The organism is Pedobacter steynii (genome assembly GCF_001721645.1).
Classification (GTDB): domain Bacteria; phylum Bacteroidota; class Bacteroidia; order Sphingobacteriales; family Sphingobacteriaceae; genus Pedobacter; species Pedobacter steynii_A.
Map to the genome: position 1 here is coordinate 4,802,892 of NZ_CP017141.1, position 17,357 is coordinate 4,820,248.

20 protein-coding genes are annotated in these 17,357 nt (G+C 40.7%); 12 read left to right on the plus strand and 8 right to left on the minus strand.

The genetic code is table 11. The features are described from left to right. Positions 1 to 4 precede the first annotated feature (4 nt). Positions 5 to 1,180, minus strand: coding sequence for a DegT/DnrJ/EryC1/StrS family aminotransferase (locus BFS30_RS19895; protein WP_069380892.1), 1,176 nt, complete (start codon positions 1,178 to 1,180; stop codon positions 5 to 7). 53 nt (positions 1,181 to 1,233) lie between these two features. Between BFS30_RS19895 and BFS30_RS19900 the strand changes: the two genes are divergently transcribed. Beyond that, on the plus strand, positions 1,234 to 1,851 hold the full coding sequence (locus tag BFS30_RS19900; RefSeq protein ID WP_083252130.1) for a phosphatase PAP2 family protein: 618 nt from the start codon (positions 1,234 to 1,236) through the stop codon (positions 1,849 to 1,851). A 64-nt stretch (positions 1,852 to 1,915) separates the two neighbouring features. Here the strand turns inward: BFS30_RS19900 and BFS30_RS19905 are convergent, their stop codons facing one another. Then, positions 1,916 to 2,698: a M48 family metallopeptidase gene (locus tag BFS30_RS19905; RefSeq protein ID WP_208602989.1), complete on the minus strand. Its 783-nt coding sequence runs from the start codon at positions 2,696 to 2,698 to the stop codon at positions 1,916 to 1,918. A gap of 219 nt (positions 2,699 to 2,917) precedes the next feature. On the opposite strand from BFS30_RS19905, the gene BFS30_RS19910 reads away from it, so the two are divergent. Continuing rightward, entirely contained in the window at positions 2,918 to 3,229 is a 312-nt protein-coding gene (locus BFS30_RS19910; RefSeq protein ID WP_069380893.1) for a hypothetical protein, read from the plus strand. A 16-nt stretch (positions 3,230 to 3,245) separates the two neighbouring features. On the opposite strand, the gene BFS30_RS19915 is transcribed toward BFS30_RS19910, so the two are convergent. From BFS30_RS19915 to BFS30_RS19925, 3 genes are read right to left on the minus strand one after another with little or no spacing between them, the layout of a single operon-like run. Then, a complete protein-coding gene (locus BFS30_RS19915; RefSeq protein ID WP_069380894.1) occupies positions 3,246 to 4,343 on the minus strand; it encodes a DegT/DnrJ/EryC1/StrS family aminotransferase in 1,098 nt (365 codons plus the stop codon). Then, positions 4,318 to 4,692 carry a sugar 3,4-ketoisomerase gene (locus BFS30_RS19920; protein ID WP_069380895.1) on the minus strand — a complete coding sequence of 125 codons (375 nt, stop codon included), beginning with the start codon at positions 4,690 to 4,692 and terminating at the stop codon, positions 4,318 to 4,320. Before BFS30_RS19920 ends, BFS30_RS19915 begins: the two co-directional genes overlap by 26 nt. 14 nt (positions 4,693 to 4,706) lie before the next feature. Beyond that, positions 4,707 to 5,579 (minus strand): beta-1,6-N-acetylglucosaminyltransferase, encoded by an 873-nt coding sequence (locus BFS30_RS19925; RefSeq protein ID WP_083252131.1) that lies wholly within the window; start codon positions 5,577 to 5,579, stop codon positions 4,707 to 4,709. 204 nt (positions 5,580 to 5,783) lie between these two features. On the opposite strand from BFS30_RS19925, the gene BFS30_RS19930 reads away from it, so the two are divergent. After that, entirely contained in the window at positions 5,784 to 6,314 is a 531-nt protein-coding gene (locus BFS30_RS19930) for an OmpA family protein (protein ID WP_069380896.1), read from the plus strand. A 38-nt stretch (positions 6,315 to 6,352) separates the two neighbouring features. Here the strand turns inward: BFS30_RS19930 and BFS30_RS19935 are convergent, their stop codons facing one another. Together BFS30_RS19935 and BFS30_RS19940 are read right to left on the minus strand one after the other, a co-directional pair. Further along, a complete protein-coding gene (locus BFS30_RS19935) occupies positions 6,353 to 7,969 on the minus strand; it encodes a PAS domain-containing sensor histidine kinase (protein ID WP_069380897.1) in 1,617 nt (538 codons plus the stop codon). Positions 7,970 to 8,174: 205 nt separating this feature from the next. Further along, entirely contained in the window at positions 8,175 to 8,594 is a 420-nt protein-coding gene (locus BFS30_RS19940) for a DUF1842 domain-containing protein (RefSeq protein WP_069380898.1), read from the minus strand. A 144-nt stretch (positions 8,595 to 8,738) separates the two neighbouring features. Between BFS30_RS19940 and BFS30_RS19945 the strand changes: the two genes are divergently transcribed. After that, the gene (locus tag BFS30_RS19945) at positions 8,739 to 9,821 is read left to right on the plus strand and encodes a calcium:proton antiporter (RefSeq protein ID WP_069380899.1); all 1,083 of its coding nucleotides are present in this window, start codon (positions 8,739 to 8,741) and stop codon (positions 9,819 to 9,821) included. A gap of 11 nt (positions 9,822 to 9,832) precedes the next feature. Here the strand turns inward: BFS30_RS19945 and BFS30_RS19950 are convergent, their stop codons facing one another. Then, positions 9,833 to 10,456, minus strand: a complete 624-nt coding sequence (locus tag BFS30_RS19950) for a GyrI-like domain-containing protein (RefSeq protein ID WP_069380900.1) — start codon at positions 10,454 to 10,456, stop codon at positions 9,833 to 9,835. An 86-nt stretch (positions 10,457 to 10,542) separates the two neighbouring features. Between BFS30_RS19950 and BFS30_RS19955 the strand changes: the two genes are divergently transcribed. From BFS30_RS19955 to BFS30_RS19990, 8 genes are all read left to right on the plus strand, one after another. Further along, the gene (locus BFS30_RS19955; protein ID WP_069380901.1) at positions 10,543 to 10,809 is read left to right on the plus strand and encodes a hypothetical protein; all 267 of its coding nucleotides are present in this window, start codon (positions 10,543 to 10,545) and stop codon (positions 10,807 to 10,809) included. Positions 10,810 to 11,020: 211 nt separating this feature from the next. Then, the gene (locus BFS30_RS19960; RefSeq protein WP_069380902.1) at positions 11,021 to 11,263 is read left to right on the plus strand and encodes a thioredoxin family protein; all 243 of its coding nucleotides are present in this window, start codon (positions 11,021 to 11,023) and stop codon (positions 11,261 to 11,263) included. A 21-nt stretch (positions 11,264 to 11,284) separates the two neighbouring features. Further along, positions 11,285 to 11,647: a class Ib ribonucleoside-diphosphate reductase assembly flavoprotein NrdI gene (gene nrdI / locus BFS30_RS19965; protein ID WP_069380903.1), complete on the plus strand. Its 363-nt coding sequence runs from the start codon at positions 11,285 to 11,287 to the stop codon at positions 11,645 to 11,647. Between the two features lie 4 nt (positions 11,648 to 11,651). Continuing rightward, positions 11,652 to 13,742 carry a class 1b ribonucleoside-diphosphate reductase subunit alpha gene (gene nrdE / locus BFS30_RS19970; RefSeq protein WP_069380904.1) on the plus strand — a complete coding sequence of 697 codons (2,091 nt, stop codon included), beginning with the start codon at positions 11,652 to 11,654 and terminating at the stop codon, positions 13,740 to 13,742. Positions 13,743 to 13,780: 38 nt separating this feature from the next. Beyond that, positions 13,781 to 14,764, plus strand: a complete 984-nt coding sequence (gene nrdF / locus BFS30_RS19975) for a class 1b ribonucleoside-diphosphate reductase subunit beta (RefSeq protein ID WP_069380905.1) — start codon at positions 13,781 to 13,783, stop codon at positions 14,762 to 14,764. Positions 14,765 to 14,935: 171 nt separating this feature from the next. Next, complete coding sequence (locus BFS30_RS19980; RefSeq protein WP_069380906.1) at positions 14,936 to 15,805, plus strand: universal stress protein; 870 nt, start codon at positions 14,936 to 14,938, stop codon at positions 15,803 to 15,805. A 131-nt stretch (positions 15,806 to 15,936) separates the two neighbouring features. After that, positions 15,937 to 16,596 (plus strand): PAS domain-containing protein, encoded by a 660-nt coding sequence (locus BFS30_RS19985; protein WP_069380907.1) that lies wholly within the window; start codon positions 15,937 to 15,939, stop codon positions 16,594 to 16,596. After that, positions 16,593 to 17,354 (plus strand): metallophosphoesterase family protein, encoded by a 762-nt coding sequence (locus BFS30_RS19990; RefSeq protein ID WP_069380908.1) that lies wholly within the window; start codon positions 16,593 to 16,595, stop codon positions 17,352 to 17,354. The genes BFS30_RS19985 and BFS30_RS19990 overlap by 4 nt, the downstream gene beginning before the upstream one ends. The last annotated feature ends 3 nt before the right edge of the window (positions 17,355 to 17,357 follow it).

A 17,357-nucleotide genomic window follows, 5' to 3' on the forward strand; every position in this document is an offset into this window, starting at 1 on the left:
AACATTAAGGAAGCTTTTCCCGGATCAGGCGGCCTAGTTCAGTACGTTCTCTGGAACTCATGGAAGTATCCATAGGAAGATAAACGAGTGATGTCAGCGAGAGTTGATCTGGGTTTTCCTGTATCCTTACTGAATTGGGAAGCCTGACGAGGCTGGATGCTTTAGCGGTTGCATCATAACCATTTGCACGCAGGTGTCTGATCATCTCTTCCGGATACCGGCACTCAATGGGAATCACCCAATTGGTATTGAGCAGATTTGAGCAGCCAATTTGTATCTCTTTAGGAAGATCTGCCAAAACATCCCGGAAAAGTTTTTGTCTTGAGGAAAACTGAACTTCCTTAAATCCGTTTAACCTTTTTTCCAGTAGCAGTTGATTTGGTTTGCAAGGCCTGTACCTGATTTTCTTTAAGGGATCATTTCCCGGAAACCCCCGGGTAAAGGAAGAGAGTAACTGATCAAAATCTTTTCCTCCGGTACTCATTATTTTGTAAAAGAAAGTATAACATATTCTTCTGCTGAGTAAGCTGATGAGCATGGCCTTAATCAGTTTTTTTAAATAAATGCTGACTTTTTGTATCGGCAATTGATTGTTCAATGTATTGACCCGGCTATAAAGTTCATGATCATTTATCTGGATAACCGCCCCGGTAATGGCAGTATTCGTTTTGATCATTCCAAAGCTATACATCAGGACATCTGACTTTGGATGCCCTTTGTAGCCGTTGCCTCGAAATGCCTGGGCACAGTCTTCCAGAAGAATCAATTGATGCTTATTTGCGATTTCCTGTATCTGATTTAATGGAGTAATTCCCCCAAAGAGATGGGTAATGAGGATCGCCTTAGTTGCAGGCCCGATAGCTGCTTCTATTTCCTCCGGATTAATCTGCAGGCTATATTTATTCAATGATAGTGGAACGGCAATTAACTGATGGGCAGAGATGATATTAAACATATCCGGGATGTTGATGTCAGTCACCAGAATTTCTGTTCCTGGAGGGAAATTTAAGGCCTTGAGAACCAGGTCGAAACCCGTTCTGACAGAAAGGGTGATGAGCTTAGGTGTTTTTTCTACCGGGCTTTTATGAATTGGGTCGGGAAAGAGGCCGGCTGAAAAGCAGTACCTGATGCCCATAAGAATATTGGAAAATGGGATGTCTAATTTACCTCTCGGGATCATTTCTGGTTTTGCGCTAAGGTAGGTTTAAATAAAATAAAATGTAAATTTACCGCATGAACACCAGAAGAATCATATTTATCAAGTATATATTAATTGTTCAATTGAGTTTATCTTTCGTCTTGCCTGTTCGTGTTTTCGGACAGCATGCCTTGCAGCGGCTGGACGATAGAATTCTGATTAACCTTTCAGAAAACAGGACCCCGGAACGTACTGGTTTTTTTATGTTCCTGTCTAAACATAATGATGTGGTGAATGTTGGTGTTCCTGTAGGTTTATTAGCAGCAGGAGTAATTACGAACGATAAAGCTATGCGTCAGAATGCTTTGTATGTGGCCAGCAGTTCTGCAGTAAATGTATTGGCGACCCTGATTCTTAAAAAGGTCATTAAACGACCAAGACCATTTAACGGATTGGTTAAAATAAATGCAGTTTACCAGCCGTCTCATTATTCTTTTCCCTCCGGGCATACTTCCACAGCTTTTACTACCGCTACGGCTTTATCTCACGCTTATCCAAAATGGTATGTAGTTGCCCCGGCTTTTTTATGGGCAGGATCGGTCAGTTTTTCCCGTTTGTATCTGGGGGTACATTATCCTACAGATGTGGCTGCAGGTGCATTGCTCGGAACCGGATCTGCATTTTCTATGGGTTTTTTACGCCCTGATAAATAGCATGACCTGAAATAAAAAGGCCGGCTGTCCAAATTAAGGAAGCCGGCCTTTTTATTTCAGTGTTTTAGTTTCCTTTCACGAGGCCATCTTTTTTAGCTTTTTTCTCTACTGTTTCAGCGCGGGCGCCACTGTCAGGATGTGAACTCATCATCTTTTGCATGGTGCTTTTTTTATCACCACTACCTAATGCCTGTAGCTTTTTAAAGGCACTGGCCATTGCCATGACATCATAATTGTGCTTTTTAAGGAAATCATAGCCAAAGTCATCTGCTTCTGATTCCTGCTTGCGACTGTAGCTGGATTCCATAATTGCATTGGCAAGGTCGCCCAATTGGCTTTGCGACAATGTGTTGGCTACTCCGGATTGAGAAGAGGCTGCATCAGAAATTGCGGCACGTTTAAAGGCTGCGCGCATGGCGTCACGGCTATCATGATTTTTAACATGACCTATTTCGTGACCAATGATGGCTAATAATTCTTCATCAGTCATCTTATCCATCAGGGCAGAGAATACACGTACACTTCCATCAGCACAGGCAAAGGCATTGATGTCGACTACTTTATATACTTTATAATTCAGGTTTAACCCTTCCTCGTTTTTATGTTTATCGAAAATTTTGTTCAGTCTGACCGTGTAGGCATCTTTAGGTCCAGCAACAGTATTGTGTGCGTCCATCCAGTCTACAGCCTCCTTCGCTAATTTAGCAGCCTCTTCATCACTGAATGTGGCTGCCTTAACTCCTTTACCCACAGCACCAACGGCCTTGCTGTTTAGTTTAAATTGCGCAGATGCAGTGCTTAACGCGGCAGCAAATACCAGAGTGGTAAGGATTGTTTTCTTCATCATAGGTTTTGTTTTTGTTTCTAATTATTTATTAAGACAAATATCGCTTTTTGAAATCATTTTAAAATAAATCTCTTTATTTATTGTCAAAAAAATTATTTCAATTTGTGCTGTTGATAGAAAACTCAGGATTGGAGTTTGTTGGAAGTAAATTTTCGGATTATAGGCATGATTTATGATTTGTCCATCACTGTAGATATGATTCCAGTTTGAACCAGCGATATGACCATAACCGTAGTCCCAATTATAGAACCGGATGTTAAACCGGCAGCTCCTTTAGCTAAAGTGATGACTGAAAGACTGAGCCGCCTGGCCAGGGAACTTCAGGATGAGCATTTAAAAGATTTAGATCATATGGAACCGCTTTTTGAGGATGTGGTAATTTATATCAGTTACAATAGTAAATATACCATTCGCTGGAAGATCGTTAATGACGTGCCTGAGCACGCCATTACTGAGGTTGGTGCCAAATGTGATAAACTCGGTTATATCCGTTGGAAAACAGCAAGCCTGAATTCTTTCAATAGAAAGTAATATCGGGAAAACCCGGCTATTTAAATTGATTCAATAAGGCTATGACCTGTAAAATCTGATTTTCATCATTTGCATACGAACAGGGAAGACTTAAAGTAGTGCTGTGTATCTCTTCTGAAATCGGATAGGAGTGACCATTCATCTCTTTCAGTGCTTTTTGATGATGAGGGGCAACGGGATAATGAATTTCTGTGAGAACCTGATTTTCCAGGAGATATGCCTTCAGTCTGTCTCGTTCCGGATGCCTGATATTGAAGATATGATATACGTTGTCGAAGCTTTCGGCTACCACAGGCTTAATAAAATTATTTGACAAATGCTCCAGGTACAAGGAAGCTAGCTTTTTCTTATGCGAATTGATCTGATCAAGAAAAGGGAGTTTTACCCGCAGAAAACCTGCCTGTAGTTCATCCAGTCTGGAATTATAGCCTACAATGCCGTTATGGTACTTCTTTTCAGAACCGTAATTTCTGAGTTGCTTTAGCTGGATATAATCCGCTTCAGATTTGCAGATCACTGCTCCTGCGTCTCCAAGTGCACCAAGGTTTTTGGTCGGATAAAAACTAAAGGCACCAAAATCTCCAAATGTGCCTGCAAGTTTTCCTTTATAGGTAGCACCATGTGCCTGTGCGCAATCTTCAATCAGTTTCAGCTGCCTTTCCTCCACAATGGAAAGTATGGGATCCATATCACAACATTGTCCGTACAAATGTACCACCATGATCGCTACTGTACGATCGGTAATTGCCGCATTGATTTGTTTTGGATCAATATTGTAAGTGTTGAGGTCAGGTTCTACAAACACAGGAACCAGATCACAATGTAAAATGGATAAAATAGTAGCAATATAGGTATTGGAAGGTACAATGACTTCGTCTCCTTTTTTGAAAGCACAACACTTTAAGGAGAGTATCAATGCATCCAATCCATTTGCTACTCCGGCAACATACTCCTGTTGGTGATAATCTCCAAATTCCCGCTCAAACAGCGCAACTTCTTCTCCAAGAATGTACCAGCCCCTGGAAAGGAAACTGGCAAATTTTTGCGTAAATAAAGTTTCAAAAGGTTCATTAAGTTTTTTTAAATTCTCATATGGAATCGGGGTAGGGCTCATAAATGTAGTCTTTGGGATCAAATGGGGTTGAGGCTAAAACAAGTAATATGGCGTCTGCAGAAAAATCATGCATAACATGCCAGTCTTCGGGCTCTAAAATCAAACATTTATCTGGGGTATCCAAATCGAATACCTCAGTTTTTTTACTGTCGTTATTGGTGATTTTGCAAGAGCCCTGAATACAGATGGCAGCCTGATGTGTATTGTGGTGTCGGTGTCCTCCACGGTCAGAATCATCAACGGCATAAATATAAAATAAGCGTTTGATGTCAAAGTCGACTACCCTGTCGAGGACTGTTAATATCCCTCTGGTATCTTTGAAGGTTTTTAAATTGATAATATGAGCCATGCGCTTATATGCTGTTAAATTAAAAGTTTATGATCTATCAGGTTCATTAATCTGCTACTTTGGGGTGCTTTTACTTTTCTTATAAACAAAGCCTCTGACTGTTTAATCGGGGCAAAGTCATTTTCATCCAGGATCTTGGGATGTGCCCCCCCGCGCGACCAGTCAATATACCTGTAATTGTTGTTAATAATACGTTCTTTAAAAGGAGAATCCATCAGGATGGTATGAAAGACAAATTCATCTGTTCCCCAACATAGAGAAAAAAACTTTTGTAGTTTTCTATCCTTTTCCACCCGTTTTACAACGAACATCGCTGCCTCAGGACTCAGCATCCAGAACATAGATCTTCCGTAAGGATGCAGGTTATGAGGGAGTTTTCTTTTGGGCATGATAAAGTTGATCACTTTTTCGATGGTGTATCTTCCTTTAAAGGTATAATCTGCAAGGAAGTAATTCTCCATTCTGATCAGGCCTTCCTGCCATTCATTTCTGATGTCTTCAAGGTGAATCAGTTCTTTTCCGATATTTTGTCTGAGTACCTCTGCAATCAGGGCTGCCGGTTTTATCGGATAGTCCTGTCCGCTCATGAGGTTGATGAAGTCGTACTTTACACCGCTGCCAACCAATTCTTTGATGCTGGAAAATATTGCTTTTACTGTAGAAAAACCTGCCCATGTAACCTTTACCCGGTTTTTTATAAAATAGACATTAGGTAGGGCTTCTATAAAAAGAAAGGGTTCAATATCAGATTTTTTGTCAACGTGAATGTAAAAATCAAAATCCTCATGAACCATATTTTTAATCATTCGTTCTGTTTGCTCAGGATCGTTATAAGTTAAGATCAGATTGGCTACGCGCATAAGCAGCTTAAAATTCCAGGTTTGCAATTTATTAATAATTATAGATTAAAAATCCATAATACGTTTGTTTTTGGCCAATTGGCTGACTGACAGCTTCAAAATCGAGGCCAATTTTGCTGCTTTTTTCACTTTAACCACATTATTACTGCTGACACTATTTTCGTAACTAATTCGTTTTAATGTTTAATCATCGGATAAAAATTTATATTTTTAACAAACACAAACGCATAAATGAAAATTCTAAGAAACCCTACACTAATCGTCGCGATTGGGCTGTTGACCCTTTCGATGCAGGCTTGTAAAACGAAAAAATTAGCCGCAAAACCAGCTCCTCCTGTAGAGACTAAGGCTCCTCCGGTAGAAGAGAAACAACCTGAAAAACCTCCTGTAGAAGAGAAGGTGACCCCGGCACCCGAAGAGAAAGCCAACTTTAACTTCAGCAATGTTCAGTTCGAGTTTAACTCTGATGTTTTAAAGACTGCTTCTTTTGAAATTCTGGATCAGGTAGTAAGAGAAATGAAAAAAGAGCCATCAGCAAAGTTGACTTTAAATGGTCATTCTTCAGCTGAAGGTACCCCGGAACACAACATGTCTTTATCAGTAGATAGAGCAAACTCTGTAAAATCTTATCTGGTAAATGCGGGTATTAATGGTGCTAACCTGATGATTAAAGGTCATGGTGCTACCAGCCCGATTACTTCCAATACGACAGAAGAAGGAAAAGCTTTAAACCGTCGTGTTGAGTTTAAAGTGAATCCATAAAGGATTGATTTAATGAAATAAGGGAAGGAGAGTGGAGGTTAGGTAGCAAGGGGAAGACTAAAATGAAAAGTTGAACCCACTCCAATTTCACTCTCCACCCATATGCTGCCTCCATGGTGCAGCAAAATCTCCGAGCATAGGTACAGACCGATTCCAAAACCCGATATGTTTTGAGTATGTTTGGTTTCTACTCTATAGAAACGTTCAAAAAGCTTTTCAATAGCCTGAGGTTTAATACCCATTCCTTCATCTCTCACTCTCACCTCTGCTACGCCATCATGAGTAATGCAGCTGATTTCTATTATTTTGCCCTTTGGCGAATATTTTATGGAATTGCTTAATAAATTGGAAATTACTGAACCTATCTTTTCACGATCCGCGTAAACACTAACTGGAAGGCATGGAGATAAAGAAAGGTGATGGTGCTGTAAAGTCGGTTTTGTCTCCTCTATAATTTCTCTGATTAGCTGATCCAGATCGAAAATCTCCATGTCCAGGTGGATTTTTCCAGATTCCAGCCTTGAAATATTAAGAAAACCATTAATCATCGTACTCATTTTTTTTACCTGTACATAGGCTTTTTCCAAAGAAGTTGAAATAAAGGTGTCTTCCGTTTTTCTCATTCTGGCGATGAGGAGTTGCAGGTAGCCATTCAGGGAGGTCAGCGGGGTTTTTAGTTCATGACTGACCATGCCAATGAAATCATTCTTGCGCATCTCATCCCGCTTTTGCTCTGTAATATCCAGTGTTAAACCTGAAAAGTGGGCAGTATGATCAGAGGTTCCGGGATATAGTTTTCCCAGGGCCCTGACCCATCTGGGGGTCTGATCATGATATCCCGTTACCGGATGTTCAATGCTATAGCTTTCTCCGCTGGCGATTGCCTGTTCTACGGCTAGTCTGACTTTGTTTCTGTATTCTTCGGGGATCCGGTTAAGCACATCATCGTAAGATACTTCCTCATCAGGATAATAACCATACAGTTCTTTCATCCTTGTGGAAGCGATAAATTTGCGCGTAGCCACATCCATATGCCAGGTACCCACATTGGCTGCTTCAATAGATAAACGCAACATTTCCTCAGCCTGTTCCACTTTTTTTCTGGCAATAATCTGCTCGGTGATGGTTTTTTCTATTTTCGCCATCGTATTTACCTTGTCGGTAGTCTCTGAACAGATGACCAGGACACCAACTGGTTTTCCCGAAGTATCATTTACTTTGCTATAGCTAAAGGTCCAGTAAACATTTTCAATACGATTGTTTCTGTAGATGGGGATTAGTTGGTCCTCACTCCAGGTGGATTCTCCTCCGGAAAGAACCTGATCAATCAGTGGTTTAATAACCGGCCAGATTTCAGGCCAGCATTCTTCGGCACGTTGCCCCAATGCTTTGGGGTGTTTGCCTTCATTGCCCAGACTTGGACGGTAGGCATCATTATAAAATTGAATTAATTCCGTTCCCCACCATAAACACATTGGAAACCGTGACTTTAGTACGATGCCAATAGTGGTCAGCAAGCTTTGAGACCATTGATCCGGAGCGCCTAAAGCTGTTCCGGACCAGTCATAGGAACGGATAAGCGCTCCCATTTCAGTACCCCCCTCCAAATAGCTTTGGAGATGTGTTTGAGGAGAGGTTTCTGTGGACAGCTGCATATGCACTAATATCTGAAAGAAAACTTAAATATAATATATTATCTCTTCTTTAGCCTCTGATCATCAGGTGGTTTGAAAATGGAAATATAAGTTGTTTTCAGGAGAGGTGCATTTGTCGGGTTAAACAAAATGCCGGAATGGTAAAAATGACTACCTGGAAGGGGATGTTTCCAGGTAGTTACAAATAAAAGTACTAAAGAGAGCATTAAAAAAAGGGGGATGAATAGTTCTGTGTTTTGAATTGCGTTTTGACGAAAAGTTCACTGGATACGGTCGCGTTCCTGATTATTTTAGTGTGTTGTCCATGATATTGATAATTTGCAATACCTGTTGTCCACTCTTTATTCATTTCGATTTCCAGCTTGAGTTCGTTATCATTATTTTTATATCCTTTCAGGCTGACCCATATTCTGGACGAATGAGGGATGGTTTTATAGATCCCATAGATTTTGAAACAAAGATTCAGTTCCCTGCCCAGTTCTTTTAAGATTAGATTTGCCGTCCCGGAAACTGTGCCTGGTGTGTTTTTTGTCAGCGTAAGTTGAAGTATAGGTTGGAATAACCCTTCACTGATGATACGGAAATTTAAGCTGTTTGCTGCAGGAAGAACTGATTCTGATAACATGTAAATTCGTTGTTTCTATACTACTAAATTACGGGCTGCTATCGGTTTGAATCAGAGCGAAAATACCTGAAAGTAGAAACAGGTATAAATACCCCCCTTTGGAAAATTTCTAGGTTTAACCGTTGTAAATTAATATATTCTTCCATGAAACAAAAGCTGCCTCTTCCATTATGGACTATCGCCACTCCCATCTTAGCCTGGATTGCTTATTTTGGCATGTCTCTCGACCTGGGTAATTTTTACGCTATTGTGCTAGCTGCTGCATTAATCGGAGGCGTATTGGCCGCTGTCCACCATGCCGAAGTTGTTGCTCACCAGGTTGGTGAACCCTATGGTACTTTATTGCTGGCTCTGGCAATTACCATCATTGAAGTGGCGCTGATTGTATCACTGATGCTAACTGGCGGTCCGGAAACGGCAGCGCTTGCCCGTGACACGGTGCTGGCGGCAGTGATGATTATCCTTACAGGAATCATTGGTATGTGCTTACTGGTAGGGGGGGTAAGGTATAAAGAGCAGGTATTTAGCTTACCGGGAGTAAGTGCCGCATTGGTTACCCTTACGGCAATATTGGTGTTGACATTAATCCTTCCCAATTATACAACCAGCAGGCAGGGACCCGAATACAGTCCTGTTCAGCTGGGTTTTGTAGCCATTGTTTCTTTGGTCTTATATGGAACTTTTGTGTTGGTACAGGCAGTAAGGCACCGGGACTTTTTTCTGCCTCCTGAGGCAGATGGAGATGAGGATGTTCACGCAGCGCCACCAGGTAAAAAAGTAGCCTTGCTGAGTGCATTATTGTTATTGATCTGTCTGGGCATTGTGGTCTTGCTCGCCAAAGCTTTAGCGCCGGATATCGAAAATGCAGTGATAAATGCAGGGGCCCCGAAGTCTTTGGTTGGGGTAATTATTGCGGCTGTTGTGCTGTTGCCGGAGGGGCTGGCAGCTTACCGGGCAGCCCGGAAGAACCGCCTTCAAACAAGCCTTAATCTGGCATTGGGATCGGCCCTGGCAAGTATCGGGTTGACAATTCCTGCAGTCGCGATTGTTTCCATAGTTACGGGAATGACGATCACGTTGGGAATTGACATGAAATCAACGGTTTTATTACTGCTCTCCCAGTTTACCATTATGCTTTCATTGGCCACCGGGAGAACTAATATTTTACAAGGGGTGGTATTATTGGTGATATTTGCTGTTTATCTGTTTACAATTGTGGCCCCCTGATCTGCAAAAAGCTATTTCACCGGCTCCCTTAAAATGGTTTTCAATTTTTCGGGAGCGGTTTTTCTGAAATCAGAGAGGTATATCTCGTGATGAAGCCCATTCCTCTGTAAGCCATGCGCTTCTGAAAATTGCTGGATTTTCTGTAAAGTTTCCGGTTCATTGGCAAAAGGGCCAGTATGTAGTATCTGGATCACCTTTCCCTCTGTCATTTTATGGAAATGGACTTCCTTAACTAATAACAGTTGTTTTTTATCCAGTACTTGTTGAATCGCTGCGTTTACCTGTTCCGGAGTAACAAATTCCGGCAAACGGATCATCATTCTGTAAGACCATTCGCTTCTTGGTATTTTTAAAGGAGCCTCTGCTATACCAATATGAGCGTACTTATTTTCATTAAAGCTCCAGAGCCCTTCCAGTTTTGCTACAGTAAAATCCTTTCCCAGGTCTTTGCATTGAAATTTAATGGTATAAGCTGCTGAATATAAAGCTTGCAGCTTGTCTGCATATTGCTGGCTGTCTGGATCTCCAATACCCAGTATAGATAAGTAAGGGACTTCTGTAAACGTGATGAGTTGTGGCTCATCTGTAGCCGTATAATAGGCTTTATACTGTTTTGTTAAATCTAATTTTCCCATATCTTTTTTCTGTTATATCATCAAAGTACGGGGGCTAAACTGACAACCCTATGGCAGTGTGTATTTAAAAATCTTAGATTTGTGCTATGAAAAAAGAAACCATCGCAGGATATGTAGAGTTTGATGCCATTATTCTTAAAGACTGGATCGCCAATGGAGTCAATTATATCAAACTTGTAAATCTGAACCTGAGAGGATCTATTGAAGCTTTCGAATTAATTCCCAATTCTGAAATGCCGGAAACCGGCGACCTGATTCATCACATCCATTCAGAAGATGTGGAAGACCTCCTGGAAAAAATGGAAAAGATCAAATTTCTAGTTCATGAGATCTATCTGGAAGAAACAGAATAAACTGCAATATTCTTTATACTAACAGTTTACAAAAAACACTGTACTGAGTGTAGTTATTTTAACTGTTTTTTCTGTAAAGTATCCGTCATAATTTATCCACCGTTTTCCACCGGTGTTGATAACGTTTAGAATTGATCTAAACAATATTTTGCATTTTTGGAATCCATTGAAAGCTCGCCAAGAGGGCTGATTTAACATAAATTCCTACGAAATGAGTACTAAAAGAATAATCAAATTCGAAAAAGATGACTGCAGCCCATGTAATATGGTCTCTGAATATCTGGACAGAAAAGGGGTGGTCTATGAAACCATTAATCCATTTAACCAGCCGGAACTGGCCATGCAATTCCGAGTGCGTTCTGTACCTACCGTAATTCTGTTGGAACAGGAACAAGAGCTCTCCAGAGTAATTGGTTTTAAGCCCGAAGAATTGTCTGCACTGGCGGCAGTTTAGATTTTATTTTATAGTGGGCCCATGACCTGGATTTATTACGACAGCAAAACCGGTAATGTGGAACGTTTTGTAAATCGGTTGAAACTGCATCGGGACTGGCAGATCCAAAAGATCGACCAGGTATCTCTGCCGCTTGAAGAGGGGCACCTGATTACTTATACTACCGGCTTTGGAGAAGTTCCGGCTTCTACTTTACGTTTCCTGGAAGAGAATAGTGCTGCTATTAAATCTGTTTCTTCCAGTGGAAATAAAAACTGGGGCCCTAATTATGCATTGGCGGCAAAAAAAATCTCGGTACTTTTCAAATTGCCTGTTCTCCTGCAGTTTGAGCTCTCCGGTACCGGAGAAGACATTCGAAAATTTATAGAAAATATAGAAGGCTAACGATATGGTAACTAAAAAATGGATCTTGTTAAACAACGAGATCATGGTTAAAAAGGACGACGAATTCAGCCTCCACAAAGATAAAGAAGCAGTACGTTCTTATTTCCTCGACTACGTAAATAAAAACACAGTTTTCTTTTATACCCTAAAGGAAAAGATTGATTACCTGATTGAACAGGAATACTACATAGATTTCTATCAGTGGTATAGTTTTGAGCAGATGGAAGAAGTATATGACCTGGTCTATGCAAAGAAATTCAGATTTCAATCTTTCATGAGTGCTTTTAAATTTTTCCAGAGCTACGCTTTAAGAGATGATAGCGGAGAAAAATTCCTGGAACGTTACGAAGACCGCGTTGTCGCAGTATCCCTGTTCCTGGGCAGGGGTGATGTTGCTCAGGCTAAACAATATGCAGAAATGTTGATCAACCAGGAGTATCAGCCGGCAACACCTACTTTCCTGAACTCCGGTAAAAAGCGTTCCGGTGAGCTGGTATCTTGTTTTCTGGATGAAATAGGAGATAACCTGAATGGAATTGGTTATGCGGTAGACTCTGCAATGAAGCTTTCTTCAATTGGTGGCGGTGTTTCCTTTAACATTTCCAAAGTTCGGGCAAGAGGAGAATCGATTAAAGATGTGAAAGGACGTGCGGGAGGTGTATTGCCAATTATGAAGATCCTGGAGGATACTTTCTCTTATGCCAATCAATTGGGGCAGCGTCCGGGTGCCGGAGCGGTTTATCTGAATATTTTCCATACCGATATTGAGGAGTTTCTGGATTGTAAAAAAATCAATGTTGATGAAAAAGTGAGAATAAAATCACTTTCTATCGGGGTTATCGTTCCGGATAAGTTTATGGAGCTTGCTGAAAATGACGAAGCGTGTTACCTGTTCTATCCACATACCGTATATAAACAATATGGTAAATATCTGGATGAACTCGACATGAACGAAATGTATGAAGAACTAGTGACAAATCCTCTGGTAAAGAAAAAGAAAATCAATGCGCGTCACCTGATGGTGAAAATCGCGCAAACGCAAAAGGAAAGTGGTTATCCATATCTGTTCTTTAAAGGGAATGCCAATAAAGGCCATGCGCTGAAAGAAATTGGAAATATTAAATTTTCAAACCTTTGTACGGAAATTATGCAGGTCTCGGAAGTTTCAGACATTGAGATCTACGGTAAAGAAGACCAGATCCGTTATGGTATTTCCTGTAACCTGGGTTCGCTTAATATCGCAACGGTTATGGAAAATAAAAGGATTAAAGAAGCGGTGACCACTGCCATGCGCTCTCTGACGGTTGTTTCTGATATTACCAATATTGCTATGGTTCCTTCTGTTCAGAAGGCAAATAAAGAATTACATAGTGTTGGCCTTGGTGCGATGAACTTACATGGCTTTCTGGCCAAAAATTTCATTATGTATGAAAGTAAAGAAGCATTGGATTTCTGTAATGTTTTCTTTATGATGGTTAATTTCTACTCGATCCGGAGTTCTATGGAAATTGCCCGTGAGAAGAAAGAAACTTTTGTAGGTTTTGAAGAGTCAGAATATGCCAATGGAAATTACTTCAAAATGTACCTGGAAAAGGATATCGCTCCCGTAAATGATAAAATTGTTGGATTGTTCGAAGGAATGTCCATTCCTACAGCAGCCGATTGGGCTGCATTAATGAATGAGGTAAAAGAACATGGCTTGTATCATGCTTACAGACTTGCAATTGCACCCAATCAGTCCACCTCTTATATTATGAATGCAACGGCATCTGTCATGCCGGTGGTAGATGTGATTGAGATCCGAGAGTATGGTGATAGTACAACTTATTATCCTATGCCTTATCTGGATAATGACAATTACTTCTTCTATAAATCTGCCTATGATATGGATCAGAAGAATGTCCTGCGACTGATCTCTGTGATTCAGAAGCATGTGGATCAGGGGATTTCAACCATTTTGCATACCAATACCAAAGACAGTACCCGAGATATTGCGAAGTATTATATCTATGCACATAAAATGGGACTTAAATCTCTATACTACACCCGGACGCGGAAAGCTTCCATTGATGAATGTGTTTCCTGCTCCGTTTAATCCCCAGGAAGATCAATTACCTTACTAAATTTACATAGATGAATCAATATAAAGCAGTAAACTGGAACACTCCTGAGAATGATTATGCCGGCATGTTCTGGGAACAGAACCTGCGTCAGTTCTGGGTGGATACAGAATATATTCCTTCCAAAGATATCGATAGCTGGAAGTCTTTAACGCCCGAAATTCAACAGGCCTACAAAAGAGCTCTTGGGGGGTTAACCTTGCTGGATACTTTACAAAGTCATACCGGAATGCCAAAACTGCTGGACCATATAGATGGTTTGCAGAATAAGGCTGTCCTGTCTTTTATGTGTATGATGGAAGCCATTCATGCCAAATCTTACTCGACAATCTTTACAACAGTAAACAGTACTGCAGAGATTAATGAATTATTTGAATGGGTGGAAAGCAATAAACTATTACAGTTTAAAGCGGCAACAATAGACAAATATTATAGAAGTCTGGATGCTAATAAAGTAAGTGATGAAACTTTATTTATGGGATTGGCGGCATCTGTATTATTAGAGTCTTTTCTATTTTATAGTGGGTTCTTTATGCCTTTGTGGCTATCCGGACAGGGGCAAATGGTAGCCAGCGCAGACATCATCAAGAAAATTGTGGCTGATGAGTCTATTCATGGTGTATTCGTTGGCTTACTGGCGCAGGATGTTTATAAAAGACTTCCTAACCCGGAAAAAAGCAAGGAAGAACTGATCAGGTTGTTGATGGAACTTTATGAAAATGAATTAAAGTATACTGACGAATTATATACTGAAGTGGGACTTACTGCAGACGTAAAAGAATATGTACGTTACAATGCAAATAAAGCAATGATGAATTTAGGTTTCGAAGAATTATTCGAAGTGAAAGCAGTAAATTCTATTGTTTTGAACGGTTTAAATGTAGATACTACACAGCATGATTTCTTCTCTAAGAAATCTACAAACTATGAAAAAAGCATGGAAGTCGTTTATCTGAGGGATGAAGATTTTCAGGTGGAAGCCGGTCCTGTGTTTTAACCTGTTCAGTTTTTCCGGACTATCCCGTTTCTGTCAGACTATTCGGTCTGTCGGAAACGGGATTTTTTATGATCAGTATGCTCACAATCAGTATTTAAAGTGATCAGGATCATTCCTTTTAAAGAACGAAATCCGGATTTTTATGGTAATGTCAATTAAAAGCCAGGATCCATGAAAACGATACTTGTCCCAACTGATTTTTCCCCTGCAGCCAATAATGCAGCGTATTATGCTTTTGAACTTGGAAAAGGTATAAAAGCAAGTCTGAAATTGTGTTATGCAGTAATGTTACCCACAGCTTCCCCTCTGGGGCAGCCCGTTGCCTGGCCTTTAATGGATTATTCAAGTCTTCAGCAGGAAGCTAATAAAGAACTGAGTAAATTATCTATAGAGCTGAAAACCAACACTGAGCTTTTGGTTTCTGACTGCCCGCCGGTTCATTATAGTGCAGAAATCGGGACAGTGAGCGAAGTGGTTAAAGAGTCGCTGAACCGGGAGAAAGCAAGTCTGGTGGTGATGGGGACTTCGGGGGCAGGCGCCTTAAGCAGGTTTTTTTTAGGGAGCAGCAGCAGAGCGCTGATAGATCATGCCGATTTTCCAATACTGCTGGTTCCTCCCGGAACTGCATTTAAAAAAATGAAAAAGATTGCATTTGCCACAGATCTGAGTGAAGGTGATCTTCTGCTGATTCATTCGCTTAGTATTTTTGCCCGTGCATTTAATGCCGAAATTCTGATTGTCCACATTACTCCCGCAGATCTTGATCATGGTCTCGATCATGATAAGGTGGATGCATTCTTAAATGAAGTAACCTGTAAGGTTAACTATTCTAAAATCTACTATCGCCATGTTAAAGATATGGATGTGGATGATGGATTGAACTGGCTGACAGAGCATGTGGCGATTGACCTGCTGGCAATGGTGCACCGCAAACATCATTTTATACAGCGTATCTTTAAAGGTAGCCAGACCAAAAAGATGGTTGGCCACCTGAAGCTCCCCCTGCTTGTATTTCCTTCGGAAAGTCCGGCTGTCCTTTAATCTGGAAAAAAAAAGTTATAAAATTCTGGTCAAAGAAAGGATTGAATTCTGTAGAAATTTTGTAGCCGAAAATAAGATTAAAATTATTTTCATCTCCTAAAAGGCGCTATAAAACGTAGATTTGCGTGCTTATGAGCATATTTAGGACGGGCAATGAGTATACAGAAACAAGCTCAAAAGAGAAACTGCTGCCGCTTTTAATCGCTTATCAGCAGGCAGTTGATACGAGTATAATTTCTTCTATTACAGATACTAAAGGGGAAATTGTTCATGTGAATAAGAGATTTTGTGAGGTGTCGAAGTTTAATGCTGAGGAACTGATCGGACAGAATCACAGAATCATTAACTCAGGGTATCATCCTAAAGAATTTCTGAAAAATATGTGGAAGACGATTAGTGAGGGAAGGGTATGGCATGGCGAAATCAAAAATCGCGCTAAAGATGGGTCTTATTATTGGGTGGATAGTGTTATTGTTCCGATTAAGAACCAACAGGGAAATCCTATTCAATACCTTTCTTTAAGGACATTGATTTCCGAACGTAAGGCTAAGGAAGAAAAGGAGAGGGAAGAACAGATAAGGGCAATGGAAGAAATGCTTTATAAAATTTCTCATGAAGTCAGGCAACCCGTGGTTCAGATATTGGGCTTGTCGGATCTGTTTGACCATCATATTGACTCGGAGGATGATCTGAAAATGACTTTAGATGGAATCAGGCGCTCGGCAGTTCTACTCGATAATTATACGAGAGAGCTGGCTGGATTTGTACGTAAGATTAGGAATGAACAATGAAAATAGCAATTATTAGTGATATACATGGGAATTTACCTGCGCTGAAAGCTGTATTTGAGGATATCAGGTTGTTTGGTGCAGATCGGATTTACTGTCTGGGTGACCTGACTGATGGGGCACCATGGAATAATGAAGTGACAGAACTGATCCGAAGCAAGGGAATTCCAACCATTATGGGGAATCATGATGAACGCATTGCATTTGACCATCCTGTATTTTCCCTCAGTAAGCACAGCAGAGAAGAGCAGGAAGCCAGGTTAACTACAATTAATCATACAAAATCTACAATTACTTCCGATAATAAAGCGTTTCTTGCAGGTTTGCCGGCCAGCATCAGGTTAACCTTTGGATCCGTTACCATACTGCTTGTGCATGGCAGCCCGGGGAGTAATGAGGAGTACATTTATGATCAGCACGAAGAAAAGACACTAATGAAAATGTTGAATGATCAGGAAGCAGATGTAATGGTTTGTGGTCATACTCACCTTTCTTTTATTCGCTTGCTGTCTACCGAAGAGGCCGGGAAGTCTAAGCTGGTGATTAATGCCGGGTCGGTAGGCCGGTCTAAAGAGCAGGATCGTAAAGCATGTTATCTTCAGCTAAATATAAATAATGAGGGAGACAATATGGAGTCGGCAACGGTGGTTCCTGTGATTTGTAAAGTGGATTATCCCATCGCGGAAACGATTGAGGGAATCAGGAATAGTACAGTTCCTGATTTTTATGCTGATTTTCTGGAACAAGAACAGCGCGCTTAAGAT

Coding starts and splice junctions, on each gene's coding strand:
- BFS30_RS19920 (WP_069380895.1), bottom strand. CDS start 4,692: ATGGCTCATATTATCAATTTAAAAACCTTCAAAGATACCAGAGGGATA.
- BFS30_RS19910 (WP_069380893.1), top strand. CDS start 2,918: ATGACCATAACCGTAGTCCCAATTATAGAACCGGATGTTAAACCGGCA.
- BFS30_RS19980 (WP_069380906.1), top strand. CDS start 14,936: ATGAAAACGATACTTGTCCCAACTGATTTTTCCCCTGCAGCCAATAAT.
- BFS30_RS19990 (WP_069380908.1), top strand. CDS start 16,593: ATGAAAATAGCAATTATTAGTGATATACATGGGAATTTACCTGCGCTG.
- BFS30_RS19955 (WP_069380901.1), top strand. CDS start 10,543: ATGAAAAAAGAAACCATCGCAGGATATGTAGAGTTTGATGCCATTATT.
- BFS30_RS19935 (WP_069380897.1), bottom strand. CDS start 7,969: ATGCAGCTGTCCACAGAAACCTCTCCTCAAACACATCTCCAAAGCTAT.
- BFS30_RS19905 (WP_208602989.1), bottom strand. CDS start 2,698: ATGATGAAGAAAACAATCCTTACCACTCTGGTATTTGCTGCCGCGTTA.
- BFS30_RS19915 (WP_069380894.1), bottom strand. CDS start 4,343: ATGAGCCCTACCCCGATTCCATATGAGAATTTAAAAAAACTTAATGAA.
- BFS30_RS19985 (WP_069380907.1), top strand. CDS start 15,937: ATGAGCATATTTAGGACGGGCAATGAGTATACAGAAACAAGCTCAAAA.
- BFS30_RS19945 (WP_069380899.1), top strand. CDS start 8,739: ATGAAACAAAAGCTGCCTCTTCCATTATGGACTATCGCCACTCCCATC.
- nrdI (WP_069380903.1), top strand. CDS start 11,285: ATGACCTGGATTTATTACGACAGCAAAACCGGTAATGTGGAACGTTTT.
- BFS30_RS19950 (WP_069380900.1), bottom strand. CDS start 10,456: ATGGGAAAATTAGATTTAACAAAACAGTATAAAGCCTATTATACGGCT.
- BFS30_RS19930 (WP_069380896.1), top strand. CDS start 5,784: ATGAAAATTCTAAGAAACCCTACACTAATCGTCGCGATTGGGCTGTTG.
- nrdF (WP_069380905.1), top strand. CDS start 13,781: ATGAATCAATATAAAGCAGTAAACTGGAACACTCCTGAGAATGATTAT.
- BFS30_RS19895 (WP_069380892.1), bottom strand. CDS start 1,180: ATGATCCCGAGAGGTAAATTAGACATCCCATTTTCCAATATTCTTATG.
- BFS30_RS19960 (WP_069380902.1), top strand. CDS start 11,021: ATGAGTACTAAAAGAATAATCAAATTCGAAAAAGATGACTGCAGCCCA.
- BFS30_RS19900 (WP_083252130.1), top strand. CDS start 1,234: ATGAACACCAGAAGAATCATATTTATCAAGTATATATTAATTGTTCAA.
- nrdE (WP_069380904.1), top strand. CDS start 11,652: ATGGTAACTAAAAAATGGATCTTGTTAAACAACGAGATCATGGTTAAA.
- BFS30_RS19940 (WP_069380898.1), bottom strand. CDS start 8,594: ATGTTATCAGAATCAGTTCTTCCTGCAGCAAACAGCTTAAATTTCCGT.